General features: G+C 37.8%; 20 protein-coding genes. 11 read left to right on the top strand and 9 right to left on the bottom strand.

What is annotated here, in order from left to right; genetic code table 11:
* Positions 1-19: 19 nt before the first annotated feature.
* From GFO_RS15150 to GFO_RS15130, 5 genes are all read left to right on the top strand, one after another.
* Entirely contained in the window at positions 20-1474 is a 1455-nt protein-coding gene (locus GFO_RS15150; RefSeq protein ID WP_011711060.1) for a sensor histidine kinase, read from the top strand.
* Between the two features lie 5 nt (positions 1475-1479).
* The gene (locus GFO_RS15145; RefSeq protein ID WP_011711059.1) at positions 1480-2262 is read left to right on the top strand and encodes an enoyl-CoA hydratase/isomerase family protein; all 783 of its coding nucleotides are present in this window, start codon (positions 1480-1482) and stop codon (positions 2260-2262) included.
* 724 nt (positions 2263-2986) lie between these two features.
* On the top strand, positions 2987-4060 hold the full coding sequence (locus tag GFO_RS15140; RefSeq protein ID WP_041250414.1) for a PA0069 family radical SAM protein: 1074 nt from the start codon (positions 2987-2989) through the stop codon (positions 4058-4060).
* 55 nt (positions 4061-4115) lie between these two features.
* Entirely contained in the window at positions 4116-4997 is an 882-nt protein-coding gene (locus GFO_RS15135; protein WP_011711057.1) for a DNA-formamidopyrimidine glycosylase family protein, read from the top strand.
* Between the two features lie 152 nt (positions 4998-5149).
* The gene (locus tag GFO_RS15130; RefSeq protein ID WP_011711056.1) at positions 5150-7447 is read left to right on the top strand and encodes an alpha/beta hydrolase family protein; all 2298 of its coding nucleotides are present in this window, start codon (positions 5150-5152) and stop codon (positions 7445-7447) included.
* Positions 7448-7499: 52 nt separating this feature from the next.
* On the opposite strand, the gene GFO_RS15125 is transcribed toward GFO_RS15130, so the two are convergent.
* The 3 genes from GFO_RS15125 to GFO_RS15115 all read right to left on the bottom strand — a co-directional run bounded on the left by GFO_RS15125 (position 7500) and on the right by GFO_RS15115 (position 9393).
* On the bottom strand, positions 7500-8153 hold the full coding sequence (locus GFO_RS15125; protein ID WP_011711055.1) for an HD domain-containing protein: 654 nt from the start codon (positions 8151-8153) through the stop codon (positions 7500-7502).
* 5 nt (positions 8154-8158) lie between these two features.
* Positions 8159-8890: a lysophospholipid acyltransferase family protein gene (locus GFO_RS15120; protein ID WP_011711054.1), complete on the bottom strand. Its 732-nt coding sequence runs from the start codon at positions 8888-8890 to the stop codon at positions 8159-8161.
* A gap of 92 nt (positions 8891-8982) precedes the next feature.
* Entirely contained in the window at positions 8983-9393 is a 411-nt protein-coding gene (locus tag GFO_RS15115; protein WP_011711053.1) for a BrxA/BrxB family bacilliredoxin, read from the bottom strand.
* A 182-nt stretch (positions 9394-9575) separates the two neighbouring features.
* Between GFO_RS15115 and GFO_RS15110 the strand changes: the two genes are divergently transcribed.
* Positions 9576-10310 carry a TerB family tellurite resistance protein gene (locus tag GFO_RS15110; protein WP_011711052.1) on the top strand — a complete coding sequence of 245 codons (735 nt, stop codon included), beginning with the start codon at positions 9576-9578 and terminating at the stop codon, positions 10308-10310.
* Between the two features lie 82 nt (positions 10311-10392).
* On the opposite strand, the gene GFO_RS15105 is transcribed toward GFO_RS15110, so the two are convergent.
* Both GFO_RS15105 and GFO_RS15100 read right to left on the bottom strand, forming a co-directional pair.
* Complete coding sequence (locus GFO_RS15105) at positions 10393-10860, bottom strand: thioredoxin family protein (RefSeq protein WP_011711051.1); 468 nt, start codon at positions 10858-10860, stop codon at positions 10393-10395.
* 10 nt (positions 10861-10870) lie between these two features.
* A complete protein-coding gene (locus GFO_RS15100; RefSeq protein WP_011711050.1) occupies positions 10871-13228 on the bottom strand; it encodes a TonB-dependent receptor in 2358 nt (785 codons plus the stop codon).
* Positions 13229-13330: 102 nt separating this feature from the next.
* On the opposite strand from GFO_RS15100, the gene GFO_RS15095 reads away from it, so the two are divergent.
* The 3 genes from GFO_RS15095 to GFO_RS15085 are packed head-to-tail and all read left to right on the top strand — an operon-like array spanning position 13331 to position 15344.
* Positions 13331-13987, top strand: a complete 657-nt coding sequence (locus GFO_RS15095; protein ID WP_011711049.1) for a metal-dependent transcriptional regulator — start codon at positions 13331-13333, stop codon at positions 13985-13987.
* A gap of 1 nt (position 13988) precedes the next feature.
* The gene (locus GFO_RS15090; RefSeq protein WP_011711048.1) at positions 13989-14810 is read left to right on the top strand and encodes a ZIP family metal transporter; all 822 of its coding nucleotides are present in this window, start codon (positions 13989-13991) and stop codon (positions 14808-14810) included.
* Positions 14811-14861: 51 nt separating this feature from the next.
* Entirely contained in the window at positions 14862-15344 is a 483-nt protein-coding gene (locus GFO_RS15085) for a hypothetical protein (protein ID WP_011711047.1), read from the top strand.
* Here the strand turns inward: GFO_RS15085 and GFO_RS18150 are convergent.
* The 4 genes from GFO_RS18150 to GFO_RS15070 all read right to left on the bottom strand — a co-directional run bounded on the left by GFO_RS18150 (position 15341) and on the right by GFO_RS15070 (position 18601).
* A complete protein-coding gene (locus GFO_RS18150) occupies positions 15341-15487 on the bottom strand; it encodes a FeoB-associated Cys-rich membrane protein (protein ID WP_479874856.1) in 147 nt (48 codons plus the stop codon). The two genes, GFO_RS15085 and GFO_RS18150, sit on opposite strands and share 4 nt — an antisense overlap.
* A gap of 32 nt (positions 15488-15519) precedes the next feature.
* Positions 15520-17622 carry a ferrous iron transport protein B gene (gene feoB / locus GFO_RS15080; RefSeq protein ID WP_011711046.1) on the bottom strand — a complete coding sequence of 701 codons (2103 nt, stop codon included), beginning with the start codon at positions 17620-17622 and terminating at the stop codon, positions 15520-15522.
* 1 nt (position 17623) lies between these two features.
* The gene (locus tag GFO_RS15075; protein WP_011711045.1) at positions 17624-17854 is read right to left on the bottom strand and encodes a FeoA family protein; all 231 of its coding nucleotides are present in this window, start codon (positions 17852-17854) and stop codon (positions 17624-17626) included.
* Between the two features lie 75 nt (positions 17855-17929).
* Entirely contained in the window at positions 17930-18601 is a 672-nt protein-coding gene (locus GFO_RS15070) for an SCO family protein (RefSeq protein WP_011711044.1), read from the bottom strand.
* 153 nt (positions 18602-18754) lie between these two features.
* Between GFO_RS15070 and rseP the strand changes: the two genes are divergently transcribed.
* Together rseP and GFO_RS15060 are read left to right on the top strand one after the other, a co-directional pair.
* Positions 18755-20071, top strand: coding sequence for an RIP metalloprotease RseP (gene rseP / locus GFO_RS15065; protein ID WP_011711043.1), 1317 nt, complete (start codon positions 18755-18757; stop codon positions 20069-20071).
* Between the two features lie 132 nt (positions 20072-20203).
* Complete coding sequence (locus GFO_RS15060; RefSeq protein WP_011711042.1) at positions 20204-22111, top strand: GSCFA domain-containing protein; 1908 nt, start codon at positions 20204-20206, stop codon at positions 22109-22111.
* Position 22112 lies beyond the last annotated feature (1 nt).

Here is a 22112-nt window from a genome sequence, read left to right as displayed (position 1 = left end):
TTGAGGAAGCTTGCTTGGTATGAAACTACTTAAATTATCCTTACGAACCCGGATTTTTATCTCCATGATTTTATTGGTGCTGGGAGCATCAATCCTGATTTTTGGGGTTACTGTCTATCAATACAAGCAGGAAGCTGAAAATTATCACGAAGAACGGCTGGAAAGAAAGCAGAAGGCAATTCTTGAAAATATTAAATTCGTTCTCGCCAGTACCACCTATGTAGTGGATAGTGAAAATCTTGCACCTATCTTCAATGAATATGAGAAGATAGATGAAATGGCCGAGGTTCATGAGATGCAGATCCATATTTATAGTCTGGAAGGTGATCTCATCATTAAATCTGATGAATCTTTCTTTAAGGATACTACTGAAGTTAAGATCCCTAATGGGATTCTTGAGAAACTGGATGCAAGTTCAGATAAGAAATATCTCAAGAAAACTGAGATCAACGGGCAAAAATACCAGTCTTCTTATAGCTATATAACCGATAAGAAATTCAAACCGCTGGGAATTTTATACCTGCCCTATCTTCAGGATGATAGTTTGCTTAATCGGGATTTGAATAATTTCCTGGTAAGAATGGCCGAGGTATACCTTTTTATGCTTTTTATAGCCATCATACTTTCATTTTTTCTTTCAAAGTATATTACTAAATCACTTAAGATCGTTTCAGAAAAGATTAATCAAACCAGGCTTGATAAACGAAACCAGAAAATTGAACTTTCAAATGCTACCGAGGAAATTTATGCACTGGTTTCCGCATATAATAGTATGATAGATGAATTGGAAGAAAGCGCGGTAAAATTGGCGACAGGGGAACGTGAACAGGCCTGGCGGGAAATGGCGAAGCAGGTAGCGCATGAGATCAAGAATCCGCTAACACCCATGAGGCTGAGTGTTCAAAGTTTTCAGCGCAATTTTGACAAAAATGATCCCGATATTGAACTTAAAGTGACAGAATACAGTAATACGCTTATCAATCAGATAGACACCATGAGTTCTATAGCTTCAGCATTTTCAAATTTTGCAAAAATGCCGGCGCAGCAAAATGAAACTTTAAATGTTCCGAAAATAGTAAAACTCGCACTGGATATTTTCAACGAAAATTATATTGAATTTAAATGTGAAAAGGAGGAGGTTCTTGCTAAGTTTGATAGAACCCAATTGATAAGGGTAGTTACCAACCTGGTAAAGAATGCGACCCAGGCTTTGAAAGATGTTGAAGATCCTCGTATTTTGGTGATGGTGGAAGACGAAGAGGAAACGGTTCTTGTTTCGGTTTCAGACAATGGTTCTGGAATTTCCGAAGAAAATAAAACCAAGGTTTTTGAACCAAAATTCACCACAAAATCCAGTGGAATGGGGCTTGGACTGGCCATGGTAAAAAATATCGTGGAGACTTATAACGGAAGCATTAGCTTTGTATCTAAACAAAATAAAGGAACTATATTTAACGTACGATTTCCAAAATAAAATTTATGAGTTATCAAAACATTTTAGAAGAGATTGAAGACAATATTTTAACTATATCTATAGATCGGCCAAAGAAATTAAATGCGCTGAATAGGGAAACCATTCAGGAACTGCATGAGGCTTTTAAGGAGGCTAGGACTAATGATGAGGTAAAAGTGGTCATTATAACAGGGACAGGCGAAAAAGCATTTGTTGCCGGTGCCGATATTAGTGAATTTGCCGATTATTCTCCTAAAGAAGGGAAAAAACTGGCTGCTGATGGTCAGGAAAAGCTTTTTAATTATGTAGCGAATTTTCCAAAACCGGTAATTGCCGCTGTGAATGGATTTGCTTTGGGAGGCGGATTAGAGTTAGCGATGGCAGCACATTTTAGAATTGCCAGTGAAAACGCGAAAATGGGACTTCCTGAGGTATCTCTTGGCGTTATTCCCGGATATGGCGGAACCCAAAGATTACCTCAATTAGTAGGGAAAGGTCGTGCTATGGAATTGATTATGACTGCAGGGATGGTAGACGCCAATCAGGCACTGCAATACGGGCTTATAAACCATGTAGTAGAACTTGAAAAACTTACAGAGTTCACTGAAGCTATGGCTAAAAAGATCATGAAAAATTCTATGATTGCCATTGGCGCCGCGATAAAAGCTATTAACGCTAACTACGAAGATGGCGTAAACGGTTTTGATACTGAAATCAATGAGTTTGGTCGTTCTTTTGGAACTGACGATTTTAAAGAAGGCACTTCCGCATTTTTGAACAAAAGAAAAGCAAATTTTCCTGGAAAATAGTTTCTTTGAGACAGTAGACAGTTTAATATTCCAATGTTTATTAGATCTGTGAATGTCAGGTTGAGCGAAGTCGAAACCTAAATGTATCTGGCCAATAGTTCTCGACTGCGCTCGAACTGACAATAGAGTTATTTTTATATCCTTCGTAATCAGTTTTAATATTTTCAGGTCTTGTCTTAACGACAGGCCTATTCAGCTACTATAGGTAAAATGTAATTAAACTTAAAGTGCCACGAATGCACTAATAATTAATGCAGACACATTTTTGTCATCCTGAGCGCTGAGATAAATTTTATCTAGTGTTGGGAATTGATGTATAATTTCATAGCAGATTTATTTTTTGCAAGTGTAGTGCATCCCCCGGCGTAAAATTTTTGAAGCCTTGGAGAAAATTTAGCCGGGGAAGTACGGTTTTAATTATGCGGCAGCATAATTGGAAACACCTACAAAAAAGTGTCCTTTTTTTGGTTCGCTTTTATGGACAAGCAAAAAAATGAACAATCTTAAAAATCAAACAAATCATCATCGACCTAAGGGAGTATTTTCCAAATCCATGAAAATACTTCAGTGGTAGCGCAGTCGAAGGATAGACATGACGATATAAAGATTGCAATCAGAATTATAGAACAGAAATCGGGCTATAGATGAAAAATTTATAGCCTCTTTAATTTTATAGTATATGGAAAAAATCCTATTAAAAGGAATAATTCCATATATTTGTTTTATGTCTTCAGAAGAATTTATAAAAGGAAGGGGAGCCCAGCTAAACGTTTCAAACAGGTTCAATGAGTTGAGTCACGAGGATAGAGATGATTTTCTCAATTATTGTGCTGCGGAAGGTGATGAGTTTAGAGAATCGAAAACCACGATTATTGAGACCTTTCCAAAAAGCATTGTTAATAAGGTTGCAAGCCCCGATGTTGGGATGGATTATTCCTTGAATCCGTACCAGGGTTGTGAACATGGCTGTATTTATTGTTATGCCAGGAATTCTCATGAATATTGGGGCTATAGTGCCGGACTTGATTTTGAACAAAAGATCCTGGTTAAGCGAAATGCGGTAGAACTGCTGGAAAAGAAGCTAAAAAGTAAAAGCTGGGAAGCGAAACCAATTGTACTTTCGGGGAACACAGATTGTTATCAACCAATCGAAAAAAAGCTAAAAATCACGCGGAGTCTACTTCAAACTTTTCTAAAATATCGACATCCTGTGGGGATGATCACAAAAAATGCGCTCATCCAACGTGATATTGATATTTTAAGGGAATTGGCACAGGATAATTTAATTCATGTTAGCCTGTCTATCACTTCCCTGAAAGAAGAAACTCGTAGAATTCTGGAACCAAGAACAGCATCTATCAAAAAAAGGCTTGAAACTGTAGAGAAACTTTCAGCAGCGAATATTCCGGTAAGTGTGATGATGGCACCTATAATTCCATCCATTAACAGTCATGAAATCATGCCTTTGGTTAAGGAAATTGCTGAAAGAGGAGCTTTAGGAGTAGGTTACACTATTGTTCGTTTGAATGGATCTATTGGGCAAATATTTTCAGACTGGATAAGAAAAGCGATGCCGGATAGGGCAGAAAAAGTATTACATCAAATAGAGCATATTCATGGCGGAAGTCTAAATGATAGCAGGTTTGGAACCAGGATGAAAGGTGAAGGGGAGTTTGCCGATCAGGTGAAACAGCAGTTTAAAATTGCGAGAAAGTTATATTTGAAGGATCGGGAAAGACCAAAGCTTAACTGTAAACTGCATGAAGAATACAAAGACGGTCAGATGAAGCTTTTTTAGATATATTATAAATGCTGAGCTTGTTTCAGTATCGGTTTTTAGGTAGCGACTTTGAATGTTTTATCTTTATAAGACCCTGAAATATCCCGATAGCTATCGGGACAGGGTGACCTTAAAATTTGATAACTTAGGGACATTCAATAAACAAATAGAGATGCCAGAATTACCGGAAGTAGCCTATCAAAAAATATATGTAGATTCAACTAGTCTCCACCATAAAATAGTGAAAGTGGATATGGGAGCTGATAAAATTTTTCAATCACCAAAAAGTGAATTTGAAGCAACTTTGCTTAAAAATGAGTTTGTTTCCAGCACACAGATTGGAAAATATCTATTGTTGAAATTGAAGGAAAAAGGGTATCTGGTAGTGCATTTTGGTATGACCGGCAAGATGGATTATTTTCAGCATGATGAGATTCAAAAACATGCACAACTCACTTTAACTTTTGAAGACGGTGGAAAACTTTCATTTGTATGTCCCAGAAAATTTGGAAAGCTTTTTCTAACAACAAGCCCGGATGAATTCAGAAAAAAACAGAAGCTGGGTCCGCATGCAACAGAAATATCAGAAGAAGATTTTCATAACTTATTTGACGGCAAAAGAGGTAGTGTGAAAACAGCGTTGATGGATCAGTCTTTTATTGCCGGACTTGGAAATTTATATGTAGACGAAATACTATTTCAGAGTGGAATTCATCCTAAATCGAAGTCTGAGAATCTCTCTGATAAAGATCTTTCAAATATGTTTAAAAACATGGTGGCTATTCTCGAAACGGTTACCAAAAGTAAAACAGAAGGAAATCCAATTCCCGATACTTACTTAAGAAATCATAGAAATGAAGGCGAAGCTTGTCCTATTGCTAAGGGCAAAATAAAAATGATAAAAGTGGGAGGAAGAAGCACTTATTTTTGTTCGGAATGTCAGGAAGAAAAATAGAAATTTCAAAATTTCACTTTGGAACTATTACGAGTGTGTTATGTAATTTGCTCATTATCTACTATTTCGAGGCTTTTATGAGTTCACATATCGTAATTTAACTTGCGTAACAATTTTCTTATTTATCATACTAATATTTTAAATCTAATATTATGACAACACTATTAAAATACACGGTCGTGTTTGTATCGATCCTTTTGGGAGCAACACTACAGTCGCAGGAGCTAAACGGTTCTTACAGCGGGAACCTGGATGTACAGGGAACTCAAATGGAATTGATTTTTAATATTAGTCCTTCGGAAGATGGTTATGAGGCAACTTTGGATGTTCCGGCTCAGGGCGCTTCGGGAATCGAACTTGATTCGGTAGTTTTGCAGGATAATAGAGTAAGTATAAGCTCTGCAAAATTACAAATGACCTATACTGGTACTTTGAGTAATGAAAGTATCGAAGGGACTTACAAACAAGCGGGAAAAGAATTTCCGTTAAACTTAAATAAAACTGTGAAGAAACAGCCAGGAAATACACAATTACCATCTACTGAAGCAGAATTAGATAAGCTCGCCGCACTAGAGGCTGGCGACTATAAATACTCCGTGGAAGATTATTTTACAACGCCGGAAGCTTATTCATTTCAGTTATCTCCAGACGGAAAATATATCGCTTATATGAAGCGTAGAAAAACCGGAGAGCGTGATTTGTATTTGAAAGAAACCGCCACTCAAAAAGAAAGCTTGTTAAAAGAACAGGGTGAAGATTTGATTCGTGGATTTTATTGGGCAAATAACAACCGAATTCTATACCTACAGGATAAAGGAGGAAATGAGAATTACCACGTCTACGGTGTAAATATAGATGGTGAGAATAGCAAAGAGCTTACTCCATTTGATGGCGTTAGGGTTAATATTATCGAATCTTTAAAAGAAGATGAGGAGCATGTGATCGTGCAGATGAATAAGGATAATCCTCAGCAGGAAGAGCCATATCGCCTAAATGTGAATACAGGTGAAGTTACCAAACTTTACACGGTAAATGAAGGTGAGGCGCCAATTGCCGGGTACAATTTTGATCGCAAGGGTAACTTAAGAGCGATCACCAGAATTGTAGATGGTATAAAAACCGAATTGCTATATGAGATGGAGGGCGAATTTAAACGTGTAAAACTTACTGAGTTTGGCGACACCTTTGCTATTTCTTCATTTAATCCGAATACTGAAAACCCGGATGATGCCTATGTGATCTCAAATCTGGAAGATGATAAAACCGAAATTCAGCTTTATGATCTCAAACAAAATAAGAAGATAAAAACAGTTTTTAGTAACGATACTTTTGATGTATCAGGAATATCACTTTCGAGAAAAAGAAACTATGAAATTGACTATTTCAGCTACACAGGTGAAAAAACAGTGGTAGTACCGGAAAGTGACACTTATAAAAAGATTTATAAGCGTTTACAAAAGGAGTTTGGCGAAAAACAATTTTTCACGATTGGTAGAACCGATGACGAATCTCAATATATGGTCGCTGTTACGAGTGATAAGATCGTAGGAGAATATTATTTGTACGATGTTGAAAAAGATGAGGTTACGCTTCTATATAAGCTTTTACCTCATTTAAAAACTGCAGATATGGCCTCCATGAAGCCAATAACTTTTAAAAGTCGTGATGGCTTAACACTTCACGGTTATATTACGCTTCCAAAAAGTTATAAAAATGGTCAGAAACTGCCACTTATTGTAAATCCTCATGGAGGGCCACAGGGAATTCGTGACAACTGGGGCTTTAACCCGGAAGCACAGCTTTTCGCAAGCCGTGGGTATGCTACTTTACATGTAAACTTTAGAATTTCCGGGGGGTACGGTAAAAAGTTCCTAAAAGCCGGTTTTGGACAAATAGGCCGTAAAGCCATGGATGATGTAGAAGATGGTGTTGACTTTGTGATCGATCAGGGTTGGGTAGACAAAGATAAAGTAGCTATTTATGGCGGTAGTCATGGTGGTTACGCAGTATTACGCGGAATGACAAAAACTCCTGAAAAATATGCCTGTGGTGTAGATTACGTGGGAGTAAGCAACTTGAATACATTCATGTCAACCATTCCTCCTTATTGGGAAAAATACAGGGATATGATGTATAAAATCTGGTATAACCCTGAAAATGCTGAAGAGAAAGTAATCATGGATGAAATTTCTCCGGCATTACACGTAGATAAGATTGAAAACCCGCTATTTGTGATTCAGGGAGCGAATGATCCACGAGTTAATATCGATGAAGCAGACCAAATTGTAGAAAGCTTAAGAGAGCGCGGTGTTGAAGTGCCTTATATGGTAAAATATGATGAAGGACACGGCTTTGGTAAAGAAGAAAATAGATTGGATCTCTATAAAGCAATGATGGGATTCTTTGCTGAACATCTTAAAGATAAAAAGGCCGCACCTATTAAAGGATAATACTAATATTTAATATTGAATAAAAAGACCGGTGTAATTTGCACCGGTCTTTTTATTTTTCCCCGTTCCATTCCGCATAGAATTGCTCCAGGTAATGAATCATAAATGTATGCCGGTCTGCCGCGATTCGTCGCCCTGTCTGTGTATTCATTCGATCCTTTAGAAGCAATAATTTTTCATAAAAATGATTGATCGTAGGTGCGTTAGACGCTTTATATTCTTCTTTGGTCATATTGAGATTTGGTTCAATTTCAGGATCATATAAAGTTCTTCCTTTAAATCCGCCGTAGTTAAAAGTACGGGCAATCCCAATAGCTCCAATAGCATCCAGCCGGTCTGCATCCTGGACGATATCCAGTTCTGGAGAAGTGAATTGTTGATCAATATTGCCCCCTTTAAATGAGATATTCTGAATGATCTTCACTACATGATCAATAGTATCTTCAGTAACCTTCTGCTTTCTTAAAAATTTTACAGCTAATCTTGGTCCTACTGATTCATCACCGTTATGAAATTTTGAATCTGCGATATCATGAAGCAAAGCACCCAATTCCACAATTTCAAGGTCTGCTTTTTCGCCCTGAGCAATCAGTCTTGAATTATTTAGGACTCGCTGAATATGAAACCAATCGTGACCACCTTCGGCTCCTTCAAGTGTTTTTTTTACAAATGCGATCGTATTCCCGATCAGGTTATTTTGGGACATAGTTTTTATCTGATATCGGCTGTTATGATTCTTTCCACTTTAGCGGCCAGTGCTTCAGGATCTTCACTTCCTATTTTGATGGGTTCATGTGTTTTTAAATTCACGTTTACACCAAGATCTATAGGGAAGTTTCCATGTTTAAAAAGCTTCCAGGAATTATTGATGGTAATGGGAACAACGACAGCTTCAGGCATTTTTTTGAAAAGCATCATCATTCCATTTTTTCTAAATTCTTTCGCTGCACCAGTACGGCTGCGGGTACCTTCAGGAAAGATTACGGCAGATCTTTTGGTTTCCTTTAAATAGTCACCAAAATTGCCCATTTTAATAAGTGATTCCCTTCGGTTATTTCGGTCTATCAGCACTGAGCCCCCATGTCTTAGATTGAAGGAAATACTTGGAATTCCTCTTCCCAACTCCTTTTTACTAACAAACTTTGGATGATGTTTTCTAAAATACCAAATGATGGGAGGGATATCATACATTCCCTGGTGATTTGCTACAAAAATGCAGGTCTTATTTACGGGAATATCATGTTCATTTTCAACGCTAAACGTAGTACCTAAAATATTCAGGCACTTCATTAACATAAAATTGAAAATATCCACACTCTTTTTATGTGCCTCGTATCCTCCAAGTTTAAGGCAGAGCCACTGAATAGGATGAAATATCAACAGATTAAGAAAAAAGAAAATATAGAAAACAACCGATAGGGGATAGGAGAAAAATCTTTTCATCTTAATTTAAAAGTACAAAAATAACTATTTCAAATTAGGGATATAAAAAAACCACGCCTGTAGCGTGGTTTTATCTACTATCTTATTAAAGATTAGCAAAATTCGTTATAAGCTCCAATAAGGTTTTCTGCGATCATATCTGCAGGACGACCTTCAATATGGTGACGCTCTAGCATATGAACCAATTCTCCGTCTTTAAACAATGCCATAGAAGGAGAAGATGGAGGAAAAGGTACCATCATATCTCTTGCCTTATCTGTAGCTTCTTTATCTACACCGGCGAATACGGTTACCAGGTTATCTGGTTTTTTAGCGTTTTGAAGGGAAATTCTAGCTCCCGGACGTGCATTGGCTGCAGCACAACCACAAACGGAATTCACTACTACCAAAGTAGTTCCCTTAAGCTCCATTGCTTTTTCTACATCTTCTACCGTATGTAATTCTCCGAAACCAATGCTAGTAAGATCTTCTCTCATTGGTTTTACTAAATCTGCTGGATACATATATTTTAGTTTTTTGTATTAGACTTTAATGAGTCACAAAGATACCAAATTAAGTTAAGCTTGCATATCTCAAATTATTATGTGCGAATAGGTTGAATTTATACTAAAATAGGGGAAGAGAAGCTCGAAAATTGTCAATTAATTATTGAAAATGCTATCTTGCACCCAAAGAAAATTGCCCAATGATCAAATGGCTTGCCGCAGTGCTGGGATATATGTACTTCAGATTTCCTGGTGCTATTCTCGGGTTTATTATAGGTTCTTTACTGGATAATTATATCCGGTCTTCAGGAGGTATTTTCAATTCTATGGCAGGTGGGAAAAAACAAAGTGTTTCTCCGGGTGATTTTGAATTGAATCTATTATCCCTAAGCTCTATCGTGATAAAGGCCGATGGCCAGGTTTCTCAACAGGAGTTGGATTATGTAAGATCCTATTTTATTCAGGCATACGGGAAAGAGCGGGCTAACGCTACTTTTAGAACATTTAATGAAGTTGTGAAGAACAGGCAGGTGTCCGCTGCAAATGTTGCCAGATACCTGGCCGCAAGAACTAAATATCCTACCAGGCTACAGATCATCCATTTTTTATTCGGAATTGCCCAGGCAGATGGTCGGGTAAGTGAGGCTGAAGGAAATATCATCAAAGATATTGCCGGTTATCTTCAAATTGGCAGTAGAGATTTTGAGAGTATTAAAGCGATGTTTTTCAAAAGTACCGATAGTGCCTATACTATTTTGGAGATTGAAAAGTCTGCGACAGATGCTGAAGTTAAAAAAGCCTACCGTAAAATGGCCAAAAAATACCATCCCGATAAATTAGGGCATATGGATGAGGCTTATCGAAAGGGCGCCCAGGAAAAATTCACCAAAGTTCAGGAAGCTTACGAGCAGATCCAGAAAGAAAGAGGTATTTAAAAAGCCTCCCAATGATTTACCAGGAGGCTTGCCAGCCCTTATTGATTATGAAAAAACCCTTGATCAAAAATTCAATCTGGAACTAGCCTTTAATTAATAGTCTCATTTTTTCTGAAGTGAGGTATTCAAAACTTCTTTTTTCAACCCTGAAATTTTTATCTAGCACCATAACAACAGGAAATGAAATTGGCTTATCCTCGCGCGTTGCGAGCATTTGAGGGATCTGGTGTACTCCGTTGCGTTGCACTTTTGCCTGTTCATTGATAAAAGTTTGTCCTTCAAAATCAACAGGTTCGGTACTTTCGGCATTCATTTTAACCGCATAAAAATCCTGATTTACTGTTGAAATAACTTCTGGATCCCTGAAAGCATTCTTATCCATTTTTTTACAGTAAACGCACCAGTCTGTATAGAAATAAAGAACTACAGGCTTGGCTTTTACTTTTAAAGAATCTTCCAGGTCTTCAAAACCTATCCATGCTATTTCAGTACGTTGTGCTTGCATAGGTTGGAGGATGAAAATCAGTATAATGAATAATAAATTTTTCATGTTTTAAATATTAATCGTGAAGATTTCCAAATTTAATTCCGAAGAAAAAAGTACGGGGTCTGGATGGTCCATAGATGTAATCTGAATCCCGGGTAGGGCCGGTATCAAAATCATCCTGATAAGCGTTGAACACATTCTGAACACCCGTACTTAGATTAATGTGAAAATTCTCTGTTATATCTAAATGCTGACTTAATTTCAAATTCATGTCCCAAAAAGAAGGGGACTCTCTCAGCTCTAAGAACCCATTGGCATTAATGACCTTGGGGATAGTCATTTTTCCAGTGTAGGTTCCTGTAAGGTCTACAGAAAAATTTTCAAAAGGGGAGGTGTTTACATTTAGGTAGCCGTAAAAATCCGGATTCCTTACAAATTCTGAAATTATAATATCTTCTTCTCTTTCTGAAGCAGGATCTGCTTCATACAGGATCTGGTCTTCTTTATATATTGATTGCTGAAAAGTTCCGCCTAATTGAAAGGTTAAATCTGAAGAAGGTGAAACACCAATCTCAAAATTGGTTCCGGTAACATAAGCTCCGCTTCCGTTTCTTACTTCCTTCAGAATAGAACCATTAGGCAAACTTGCACCTGTGCTCACGGTGGTAAAAGGATCTATGAGTTCTGTATAAAAACCTTCTAGTAAAAAATCTGTTTGTAATTTATTAATGCTTTTTGAATAATTGAAAGATGCTGTATAAGCATTAGAATATTCTGTTTTAAGATCGTCTGAGAGAATCACAAATTGCGGTTCTCCGCCAACTGAAGAGATATGAAGATCCTCATTAAACGCCTGCGGAGCTCTAAAACCCCTGGCATAACCACCTCTAAATTGTAATTCATTAGTAATATCGTAAAGAATGGTAAGCCTTGGGCTTAAAACCGTCTGGTTAATTTTAGATTTTCGTTCTACATTCTCAACGGCATATTCTCCCAGAATATCCACATGATCCAGCCTGGCTCCCACAAGTGCGGTAAAATTTTCTACCGGTTTCCATTCATATTGACCAAAAGCAGCATAAGAATTTACTTCCTGATCAATAAATCTTTTGTAACCCGCAATATCATCTTCGGTTCTACTACGATTATACTCTACTCCGGTGGTAAGCACATCGTTATTTTTGAAATTATGGGTAAACTGAAATCCACCTAAAAGTGCAAGATCACTGGTGTTTCCGTAAGCATTGGAGGCTGCCAGGCTATCCTGGGCGGTACGACCGCCACCGAGTCCGCCATAAAAACTTTTTCTATCGGTATGCTGGCCAGAAACATACACCGAATAATTATTGGTCATTTCGGGATTTGAAAACTCATAGGTAAGTCCACCAATAAAGGTGTTATGATCTAATTGTTCTGTGATATCGGTTAAATGAGGTGCCAGCTCCAGACGATCACCTCCTCTTCGGTATTCCTTTAAAGCGGTAAGATCTAAGGTTATTTTACTGGTTTCCGAAGGCTTTAGGAAAGCTTTTGCGCCGAGGGTATTGTTGGTTAATTCAGTGATTTCCGTAAATCCGTCACCATTGGCATCGTATGCTGCACGGTCCCTATTCATCCCATATATGGTAACACCGCTATTCAAGTCTTCAGTTACCACCGAACCGGCAAAATTCAGGGTTCTGTCGGGGATTTCTCCATCTATCAAAGAAATATTTGAAGCGATATTCCAGGTATTTAGAACAGGTTCCTTGGTGATGATATTTATAGTACCGGCAATTGCATTAGAACCAAAAAGGGCCGATCCCCCGCTACGTACCACCTCTACTCGGTCTAAAATAGAAGTCGGAATTTGCTCCAGGCCATACACACTATTTAGCGCGCTAAAAACTGCGCGGCTATTTATTAGGACCTGAGTATAACTCCCATCAAGGCCATTTAATCTTACCTGGGTAAAACCACAATTCTGGCAATTGGTCTCCACCCGAACCCCGGGTTGAAAATTTAAGCTTTCAGCGACCGAAACTGATTGGGTAGCATTAAATAATTTTGAACCCAGCACATTCACGATCACGGGGGCATCTTTGAGGTTGATTCGGTTTCTGGTGGCGCTTATCACTACCTGGTCCAGTCCCAAGGCATCTTCCTGCATAGCTATATTTAGTTCTGTCTCTTTATAGTCTTCGGGATCTATAGAAATTCTACGTGTCTTAAATCCAATAGCCTGGATGGTAAGCTCTGTATTTTCAGGTTTTAAAGAGATCGTGAAATTTCCTTTCATGTCGGCGCTGGTTCCCTGATTGGTACCTGAGATATAAATGTTGGCAAAGGGGATGGATCTTTTTTCTTCGGTAACCGTCCCCGAAACCTCAATATTTTGCGCTGCAGCTGCCGTAAATACAAAACTAAATACGATACGTATTAGATACTTCATTAAAATTATTTTTTACAAATGTATAAATTATTTTTAGACTCAACTAAAAAATTGATTAATTGAATTAAAAAATGTATTTTTGGCGCAATTAAAATTTAATTGATGTTTAGCTTATCTGAAGAAAATTACCTGAAAGCCATTTTTCATTTGGAAACCGCTTATAAAAATGGAGTGAGTACAAATGCCCTGGCTGAGGAGATGCAAACCAAAGCCTCGTCTGTAACCGATATGATAAAGCGCTTATCTGATAAAGCTCTGGTGAATTATAAAAAATACCAGGGTGTAAAACTAAGCTCTGAAGGAAAGCAGGCTGCTATTGAAGTGATTAGGAAACACAGGTTATGGGAGGTCTTTCTTGTTGAAAAACTGGGATTTAACTGGGATGAAGTTCATGAGGTAGCAGAGCAGTTGGAGCATATTAAATCTGAAAAACTTACTAATGAGCTTGATAAGTTTTTAGAATATCCAAAGAAAGACCCCCATGGAGATCCTATCCCGGATGCTAAGGGGAATTTTAGTGTTGGAGACAGGATATTATTATCGGCATTAAAAAAAGGCGAAACCGGAATTTGTGTTGGCGTAAAGGATTCTTCCGCAGATTTCCTTCAATATCTGGATAAGAACAAAATCTCCTTGGGGAAGAAAATTCAAATCCTGGAGAAGGAAGATTTTGACCAGTCTATGCTAATCAAAATGGACGGAAATGAATTAATGATATCTAACCAGATATCAACTAACCTATTTATTAAAACAATATAGAATGGATACTATAATTAACTATTTTGAATCTCTTGATCCTGTGTATGCAGCATTTTTAGCAACCTTATTTACCTGGGGGCTTACAGCATTAGGAGCTTCACTGGTATTCCTGTTTAAGGGTATGAACCGTGCCTTTTTTGACGGGATGCTTGGTTTTACCGGGGGAGTAATGGTTGCCGCCAGTTTTTGGAGTTTACTGGCTCCGGGAATTGAGATGAGCCCTGGCGAGGGATTTGTAAAAGTAATTCCCGCCCTGGTTGGATTTGGTTTAGGAGCACTATTTATTTTCGGATTAGATAAAATTCTTCCTCATTTACACGTAAACTTCAAAATGAGCGAAAAAGAAGGGATTAAAACTCCCTGGCATAAATCTGTATTATTAACCCTGGCTATAACCATGCATAATATTCCGGAAGGCCTGGCTGTAGGTGTCCTGTTTGGTGGGGTTGCAGCGGGTTTTGAGGGTGCAAGTATAGGAGGCGCCGTCGCTTTGGCTATTGGGATTGGTTTACAAAACTTTCCTGAAGGTTTTGCTGTTGCAATGCCTTTAAGAAGACAGGGGCTTAGCCGTTGGAAAAGTTTTAATTACGGGCAATTATCGGCTATTGTAGAGCCAGTCGCAGCGGTGTTGGGAGCATGGGCCGTGTTAACTTTCCAGCCAATACTGCCTTACGCGCTATGTTTTGCTGCAGGTGCGATGATCTTTGTAGTGGTGGAAGAAGTAGTGCCGGAAGCTCAGCAAGGTAACTTTACCGATATATCAACTATGGGATTCATCGGTGGATTCATGGTTATGATGACCCTGGATGTTGGTCTGGGATAAGAATTTTTGCAACTTTATGAATATCCTGTCGTCTTTATACTAAAGACCACTATGAAAATCCCGATATTTTTTCTTGTCTTGATTCACCTGGTATTTCTAGCAGGTGAGGAACAGGAAAGTACGAAATACAATACTTACAACGCTCAATTGTGTATTGGAGATCGTATGAACTTTGGTAAAAAGTCAATTAAATTTAAAGGAGTAATTTCAGATTCCAGATGTCCCAAAGGAGTTACATGTATTTGGGCAGGAGAAGTAAAGGTGCTGGTAGAATTTTATGAAGATGGTGAATTTAAAGGTGAAAAGATCATCGTGGGATCTAATATCCTGGTAGATGAAATGTATGTTGAGGGAGAGGTAAGAAAGAATAAAATAAGTACCGGTTCAAAAATTCCAGTAGCAGATTTTTTCAGTGTTAAAGATCTATTTATTGATAATGTAATCGTATTACCATATCCTAATATAAGTGAGAAGATCTCTCCGGAGCAGTATAGGCTAAACCTGAAAGTTTCAGAAGAAATAGAAGAAGATTAGTCACAACCGCAGTCTGAAACCCCGCAGGATCCCGATTTTTTCTTTCCGCCTAAAAATGCAGGTTTCCACACAAACTTCGTGATTATATAACCTAATGCGATTAGAAAGGTTATAAAGACTAGTATTTCCTGTAAAATTTCCATGTTATTTAAGTCGTTTTCAATTTAGATCCTTACTATTTTAGCAGTTGAAATGCTATCAAGGCAACAACATATGCAAAGCCACTCATTATAAATAACTGTAGCATAGGCCATTTCCAGGTATTCGTTTCTCGTTTTACAATTGCCAGCGTACTCATACACTGCATCGCAAATGCATAGAACAGTAATAAGCTTACCCCACTTGCGAAAGTGAATAATGGTCCGCCCAGTACCGGGTTCGTTTCCGCAGCCATACGGTTTTTAATGGTTTCCTCTTCATCACTACCCACACTATAAATGGTAGCTAAAGTTCCTACAAATACCTCTCGTGCGGCAAAGGAACTTATGATGGCGATCCCAATCTTCCAGTCATATCCCAGTGGTGCCACAGCAGGTTCTATCCCTCTACCCATGATCCCGATGTAGGAATTTTTCAATTTGAAAGAAGCGATTTCTTCATCTAATTCACTTTGGCTAATGTTGCTTTCAGAGGTATACTGGGAAGTGACAATTTCTTCGGCATTATCAAAATTATCGCCGGGACCGTAACTGGCCAGTACCCATAAGATCACAGATATTGCCAAAATAATCTTACCGGCACCGAAAATGAAGGATTTTGTTTTTTCAATTACATTGATCGCCACATTCTTTATCATGGGCAATTTGTAGTTGGGCATTTCTATCACGAAATAACTCTTGGTCTTAGACTTCATAACTTTATGAAGTAACCAGGCAGAAAATATGGCCATCCCAAATCCTAACATATAAAGGATCATGAGGGTGATTCCCTGTAAATTAAGACCTATAAAGGTTTTGTCTGGAATCACCAGGGCGATAATGATAAGATAAACGGGTAACCTGGCAGAACAGGTTGTAAACGGAACCACTAAAATTGTAATAAGTCGCTCCTTCCAATGCTCTATATTTCGTGTAGCCATTACAGCGGGAATAGCACAGGCGGTTCCGGAAACCAAAGGCACCACACTTTTTCCGCTAAGTCCAAAACGTCGCATAATACGATCCATTAAGAATACTACCCGGCTCATATATCCGGATTCTTCTAGAATTGAAATAAACAGGAACAGGAAAGCGATTTGCGGAATAAAAATTACGATCCCGCCGAGCCCGGGAACAATACCTTCGGCAATAAGATTTGTAAATGCGCCACCTGGAAAAGTATCTTTGGTCCATTCACTAAGTGAAGCAAATGCAGTGTCGATCATATCCATAGGATAGCTGGACCAACTATAAATCGCCTGGAATATGAGTAATAGTATTCCGAAGAAAATAACATATCCCCACACCTTATGGGTTAAAATTCTATCTAACCTGGATCTAAGATCGGTAGCTGCGTTTTTATCAATTACTAAGGTCTCACGTAACACTCCGTTAATAAACTGATATCTTAAAATCGTTTCTTTTTGCTGAAGCCGTTTAAGATCACTTACCGATTTTGTACTAAAATCTGAACTTTTCTTTAATTCCCCTCGATTGATATTTCCGAAGTTTACATCCTGGGTAATCACCAGCCATAGCTTATATAAAGACTGGTTTGGAAATGCTTTTCGAAGGTTTCCGAAATATTCCGGGTCAATGATCGATGCATTTACGCAAGGTTCAACAGGTAGATGGCGATGGTTTAAAATTAATTCTTTTAAATGATCAATTCCCATTCTTTTACGGGCACTAACCAGAGCAATTTTAGTTTTTAAGCGTTCTTCCAGAAGTTCAATATCCAGGGAAATACCTTTTCTATCCATCCTGTCTGCCATGTTAACAGCAAGGATCGTTGGAATTCCAAGATCTTTTATCTGGGTAAAAAGTAATAGGTTTCTTTTTAAATTTTCAACATCGCTTACCACAACAGCGACATCCGGAAAATCCTTATCGTTTTTATTAAGAAGTAGTTCAATAACTACATTTTCATCAAAAGAAGACGCATTCAGGCTATACGTTCCCGGAAGATCCAGAATATGAGCTTTTAAGCCCCTGGGAAGTTTACAAATACCTTCTTTTTTTTCAACAGTTATACCGGGATAGTTACCAACCTTTTGGTTTAGCCCTGTTAACTGGTTAAATACAGAAGTCTTGCCGGTGTTGGGATTTCCAATTAAAGCAACATTAATTTGCTTACCCATATTAGCCTATTAATTCAATTTCTATTAGTAGCGCTGTTTCTTTTCTTATCGCCAAATGACTTCCGTTTATATTAAGATACATGGGGTCATGGAATGGCGCAGTTTGTACAAGCTCTACTTCGTTCCCGGGAAGGCAACCCATTTCTAGAAGCTTTAGAGGCACCATATCTGCCGAGAATTCTTTTATAATTCCGCGCTGGCCTCTTTTTAAATTAGCTACCGTCACCTTCACTTTTTATTTAGATTGATTTTAAACAAGGCAAAAGTAATGGAATTTAGACCAATACAAAAGTTAAAGGCTAAATTATTAGTGATCCTCTCCTTTAAGCACTTTCAGGTCGTGCATAAGAGTTTTTATGGCTTCAGAATCTGTGCCATCATAAAACCCGCGAATCTGTTTGTTTTTATCTACTAACACAAAGTTTTCAGTATGAATCATATCATAAGGACCGCCGTCTCCGGTAGATTTAGTCGCCAGGTAGGATTTTCGCGCGAGATCATAAATTTCTTTTTTATCTCCGGTAACGAGATTCCATTTTTCATCTATCACCCCTTTTTCTTCAGCATACTTTTTTAAAACCGGAACGCTATCCGTTACCGGAAAAACCGTATGGGAAAGAAGCAGAACCTCGTCATCGTCTTTTATCTTTTCCTGAATTTTGATCATATGATCTGTCATAACCGGACAAATGGTTAGACAGGTGGTAAAAAAGAAATCGGCGATATAAATTTTGTCTTTATAGAATTCTTCGGTAATAGTATCACCATTTTGATTCACCAGTTTAAAATCGGCAATTTTATGGTATTTTCTCACATATTGCACTGTGGTATCTACGAGTTCGGCATTAACCATATCAGGCTGAAAAATTGGTAATTTTTCTTCAGGAACCTTCAATGTATAAATTATATATACGATGATTAGTGATAGGATAAAGAAAACTATGGCAAAGGTTTTATATCTGGCAAAAAACTTGAGCATACCTTTAATTTTTTGCAAAGTTATGGCCTGAGCCTCAAATAGTCGAATTCTGTTTGTGAAAATTTGCTGAGTTAGTAAATCACTTGAAACTTAAACTTTTGTAGGAGCTTTTAAAAACTTACTTTTGTGCGATTTTAAATTTGAAGTTAGCTGATGGATCCATTTTTAGTAAAAGCCATACAATTAATATTAAGCTTGTCTTTCTTGATCGTTCTTCACGAATTGGGTCATTTTATACCGGCAAAATTATTTGGTACTCGTGTAGAAAAGTTCTTTTTATTCTTTGATGTGAAATTCGCTCTTTTTAAGAAAAAGATCGGGGATACCGTGTACGGAATTGGTTGGTTACCACTTGGAGGTTATGTTAAGATCTCGGGGATGATCGATGAGAGTATGGATAAGGAACAAATGGCTGAACCTCCTAAGGAATGGGAGTTCAGGAGCAAACCGGCCTGGCAGCGACTTATTATCATGTTAGGTGGAGTTACGGTGAACCTTGTTCTGGGATTCCTTATTTATATGATGATCATGTTCGTTTGGGGTACTGCTTATGTGGGGCCAGATGAGATGCCTGAAGGTTTTGCGGTGGTAGACTCCTTCGAGGAATACGGTTTTCAGGATGGAGATAGGATTCTAGAAGTAGACGGGAAAGAATTTGAGAATAGTCTGGATATTAATAAACACTTGTTTATGAGAGGTATTCAGAATATAACCGTACTACATCAAAATGGTACAGAAGAAACCATTTCTATTCCGGAAGAAATTGGTACCCAAATGTTTAAAGAAGGAATCATGCAGCCATTCGTGCCGATCATGGCACCGGTACTGGATTCTATTCAACCAGATTTAGCTGCAGAAACAGCTGGATTAAAGAAAGGAGATAAACTTATTTCTCTAAATAATGTGGAGATTGGATACTGGCATGAGCTTGCTCCGGTTTCTATGGAGAATAAAGAAAAAGAAGTTGAGCTGGTCTTTGAAAGAGATGGGGAGATAAAAAGTACGATGATCACTCCAAGTGAAGAAGGTAAACTGGGATTTGTTAAGAATTACGATTTTGATATAAAACGCAAACAGTTTGGTCTGGCAGAAAGTATTAGTAAAGGCTTTGATTACGGGTATTGGACACTAAGAGATTATGTATATCAGTTCAAATACGTTTTCACTAAAAAAGGAGCTACGCAACTAGGTGGGTTTGGAGCAATTGGAGGCTTATTTCCCGATACCTGGAACTGGTTAGGGTTCTGGAACACCACCGCTTTACTTTCTATAATCCTTGCATTTATGAATATACTTCCAATTCCTGCACTGGATGGTGGACATGTGATGTTCTTATTATATGAAATGGTGACGGGTAGAAAGCCTAATGATAAATTTATGGAGGTTGCGCAAATGGTAGGTTTCTTTTTATTGATCGCATTGGTGCTTTATGCTAATGGGAATGATATTTACCGTGCCTTATTCGATTAGAAAATAGATATAGATTAATAATAAAAGCAGCGCGATAGTGCTGCTTTTTCTTTTTAGTGTATAATTTTAGCACGAAGACTTTGGCTTGCCTTAAAAATCGTCGATATTTAGATCGGTTTCTTATAAATTAGAATGAAAGGACAGAATTCAGAAAAATCTAAATTGAAAAGCTCTGGCAAAATCAGCAAGAAAAAGCTTTTGATATTCAAGATTTCAGCGGTAATTCTCGCACTGGTCTTTATAGTTTTATTGGAAATGATCTTAAGAATTGCTGGCTACGGATCAGATTTTTCTTTGTTTACAGATGCCGAAAATAAACCCGGTTATATTTATATGAACCCTAATATTTCCGATAAATATTTCTTCGGAACTAATAATGCCACTACGGGATATCGTGAGTTATTTAAAGCCGAAAAAGATAGTACCACCAAAAGGATTTTTATGCTGGGAGCATCTACGGGAATTGGTTACCCTTATCTCAAAAATGGTTCTTTTCATCGGTGGCTTCAGTATGCGATGAATGAGAATTTTCCTGAAGAAAATATCGAGATCATCAATTTATCTTTAACAGCGATAAATTCTTACACCCTTAGAGATTTTGGAAAAGAACTTGTAAAATATGAACCCGATGTGGTATTGATCTATGCCGGGCATAATGAGTATTATGGCGCTTTGGGGGTGGGTTCGGTAAACTCGCTGGGAGGTTATCCTTCTTTGGTCAATTTCGCTTTGCAAATTAGGGAGTATCGGCTTGTGCAATTGATTTCAAATGGTATTGGAAAAGTTCAGTCTTTATTCAGAGCTGAAAAACAGGAAGAAGAAACTTTAATGAAAAAAATGGTGGCAGAACAGGCCATTCCATTAAATTCAGAAACATATAGCGATGGAATTGATCAATTTCGGTACAATATTGAAAATCTTCTGAAGAATTTAGATAAAAGTGAAATCCCTGTATTTTTAAGTACGATCGCAAGTAACGAGAAAGACATTAGGCCATTTATTAGCGACAGTACTTCCATTGAGAATTCTGCGATAGAATATTTTCAGAAAGCGAAAAAGGCCTATTCTGAAACTAAGTATCAGGAGGCGAAAACCAATTTTATCAAGGCAAAAGAACTGGATATGTTACGCTTCAGAGCGCCTTCTGAAATTAATGAAATTATACGGTCTTTTGATACATATGATCATGTTCATGTGGTGGATACCGAGGCTAATTTTACAGAGAATTCTCCGCATTTAAGTATCGGAAATGAATTGCTGGTTGAGCATGTGCATCCTAATTTAAAGGGTTATTCTTTGATCGCTTACAATTTTTACAAGGCACTTGAAAAGAACAATGTGTTAGAACTAAAATGGCAAAATTCCTGGTCTCTGGAAGATTTAAGGGAGCGAATGCCAATTACCGAACTTGATTCACTGCAAGGCGCTTATGAAGTAATGATGCTCAAGCAAGGCTGGCCTTATTACGAAAAGTTGGATTTTGACAGCAGTAACTTGAGCCAGCCACAAAAAATTGCCGGACGGTTGGCATTGAGAAAAATTAGCTGGGAGGAGGCTATGGAAGCTCTGTATGGTTATTATTATCAAAATCAGGATTTTGAGTCGGCATTAAAAGTTTCAGAAGCTATTACTCTGGAGTATCCAAACGAACCGCAATTTTATGTAAAGACAGGCGATCTTGCCGCACAAATAAATAATTTCAAAAAGGCAGTTTCCCTTTATAAAAAAGCTTTTAAGTTAGGGGCTTCTGTTAGAATTGCGAGAAAAATTACGGTTAATTTGATTAAGAATGATCAGTTTAAAGAGGCTATTATCTATTTAGAGTTTATCCAGAAAAATGATCCCCGGGATATTATGAGTAAAAAACTGAGGTCAGATTTAATTTCCGTTTCAAAGGATTCTGTAGCGAATAGAAAGCTGAAACTGGCTGAAATTTATTACCAGGTGGGTCAGGATTCAAGAGCTAAAAAACTACTTGATGAATTTTTGCAGACAAATCCCACCAATACGGAAGCAGAAAATTTGCTTAAAAAATTGTAAT

Origin of the sequence: Christiangramia forsetii KT0803 (assembly GCF_000060345.1) — a bacterium.
Lineage (GTDB): Bacteria > Bacteroidota > Bacteroidia > Flavobacteriales > Flavobacteriaceae > Christiangramia > Christiangramia forsetii.
The sequence above is the reverse complement of the archived record's forward strand: the minus strand, read 5'-3'. Positions and strand labels throughout refer to the sequence as shown.

Bases quoted from the DNA above. Each gene is read 5' to 3' on its own strand.
- GFO_RS15150 (WP_011711060.1), top strand. From the start codon at position 20: ATGAAACTACTTAAATTATCCTTACGAACCCGGATTTTTATCTCCATG.
- GFO_RS15145 (WP_011711059.1), top strand. From the start codon at position 1,480: ATGAGTTATCAAAACATTTTAGAAGAGATTGAAGACAATATTTTAACT.
- GFO_RS15140 (WP_041250414.1), top strand. From the start codon at position 2,987: ATGTCTTCAGAAGAATTTATAAAAGGAAGGGGAGCCCAGCTAAACGTT.
- GFO_RS15135 (WP_011711057.1), top strand. From the start codon at position 4,116: ATGTTTTATCTTTATAAGACCCTGAAATATCCCGATAGCTATCGGGAC.
- GFO_RS15130 (WP_011711056.1), top strand. From the start codon at position 5,150: ATGACAACACTATTAAAATACACGGTCGTGTTTGTATCGATCCTTTTG.
- GFO_RS15125 (WP_011711055.1), bottom strand. From the start codon at position 8,153: ATGTCCCAAAATAACCTGATCGGGAATACGATCGCATTTGTAAAAAAA.
- GFO_RS15120 (WP_011711054.1), bottom strand. From the start codon at position 8,890: ATGAAAAGATTTTTCTCCTATCCCCTATCGGTTGTTTTCTATATTTTC.
- GFO_RS15115 (WP_011711053.1), bottom strand. From the start codon at position 9,393: ATGTATCCAGCAGATTTAGTAAAACCAATGAGAGAAGATCTTACTAGC.
- GFO_RS15110 (WP_011711052.1), top strand. From the start codon at position 9,576: ATGATCAAATGGCTTGCCGCAGTGCTGGGATATATGTACTTCAGATTT.
- GFO_RS15105 (WP_011711051.1), bottom strand. From the start codon at position 10,860: ATGAAAAATTTATTATTCATTATACTGATTTTCATCCTCCAACCTATG.
- GFO_RS15100 (WP_011711050.1), bottom strand. From the start codon at position 13,228: ATGAAGTATCTAATACGTATCGTATTTAGTTTTGTATTTACGGCAGCT.
- GFO_RS15095 (WP_011711049.1), top strand. From the start codon at position 13,331: ATGTTTAGCTTATCTGAAGAAAATTACCTGAAAGCCATTTTTCATTTG.
- GFO_RS15090 (WP_011711048.1), top strand. From the start codon at position 13,989: ATGGATACTATAATTAACTATTTTGAATCTCTTGATCCTGTGTATGCA.
- GFO_RS15085 (WP_011711047.1), top strand. From the start codon at position 14,862: ATGAAAATCCCGATATTTTTTCTTGTCTTGATTCACCTGGTATTTCTA.
- GFO_RS18150 (WP_479874856.1), bottom strand. From the start codon at position 15,487: ATGGAAATTTTACAGGAAATACTAGTCTTTATAACCTTTCTAATCGCA.
- feoB (WP_011711046.1), bottom strand. From the start codon at position 17,622: ATGGGTAAGCAAATTAATGTTGCTTTAATTGGAAATCCCAACACCGGC.
- GFO_RS15070 (WP_011711044.1), bottom strand. From the start codon at position 18,601: ATGCTCAAGTTTTTTGCCAGATATAAAACCTTTGCCATAGTTTTCTTT.
- rseP (WP_011711043.1), top strand. From the start codon at position 18,755: ATGGATCCATTTTTAGTAAAAGCCATACAATTAATATTAAGCTTGTCT.
- GFO_RS15060 (WP_011711042.1), top strand. From the start codon at position 20,204: ATGAAAGGACAGAATTCAGAAAAATCTAAATTGAAAAGCTCTGGCAAA.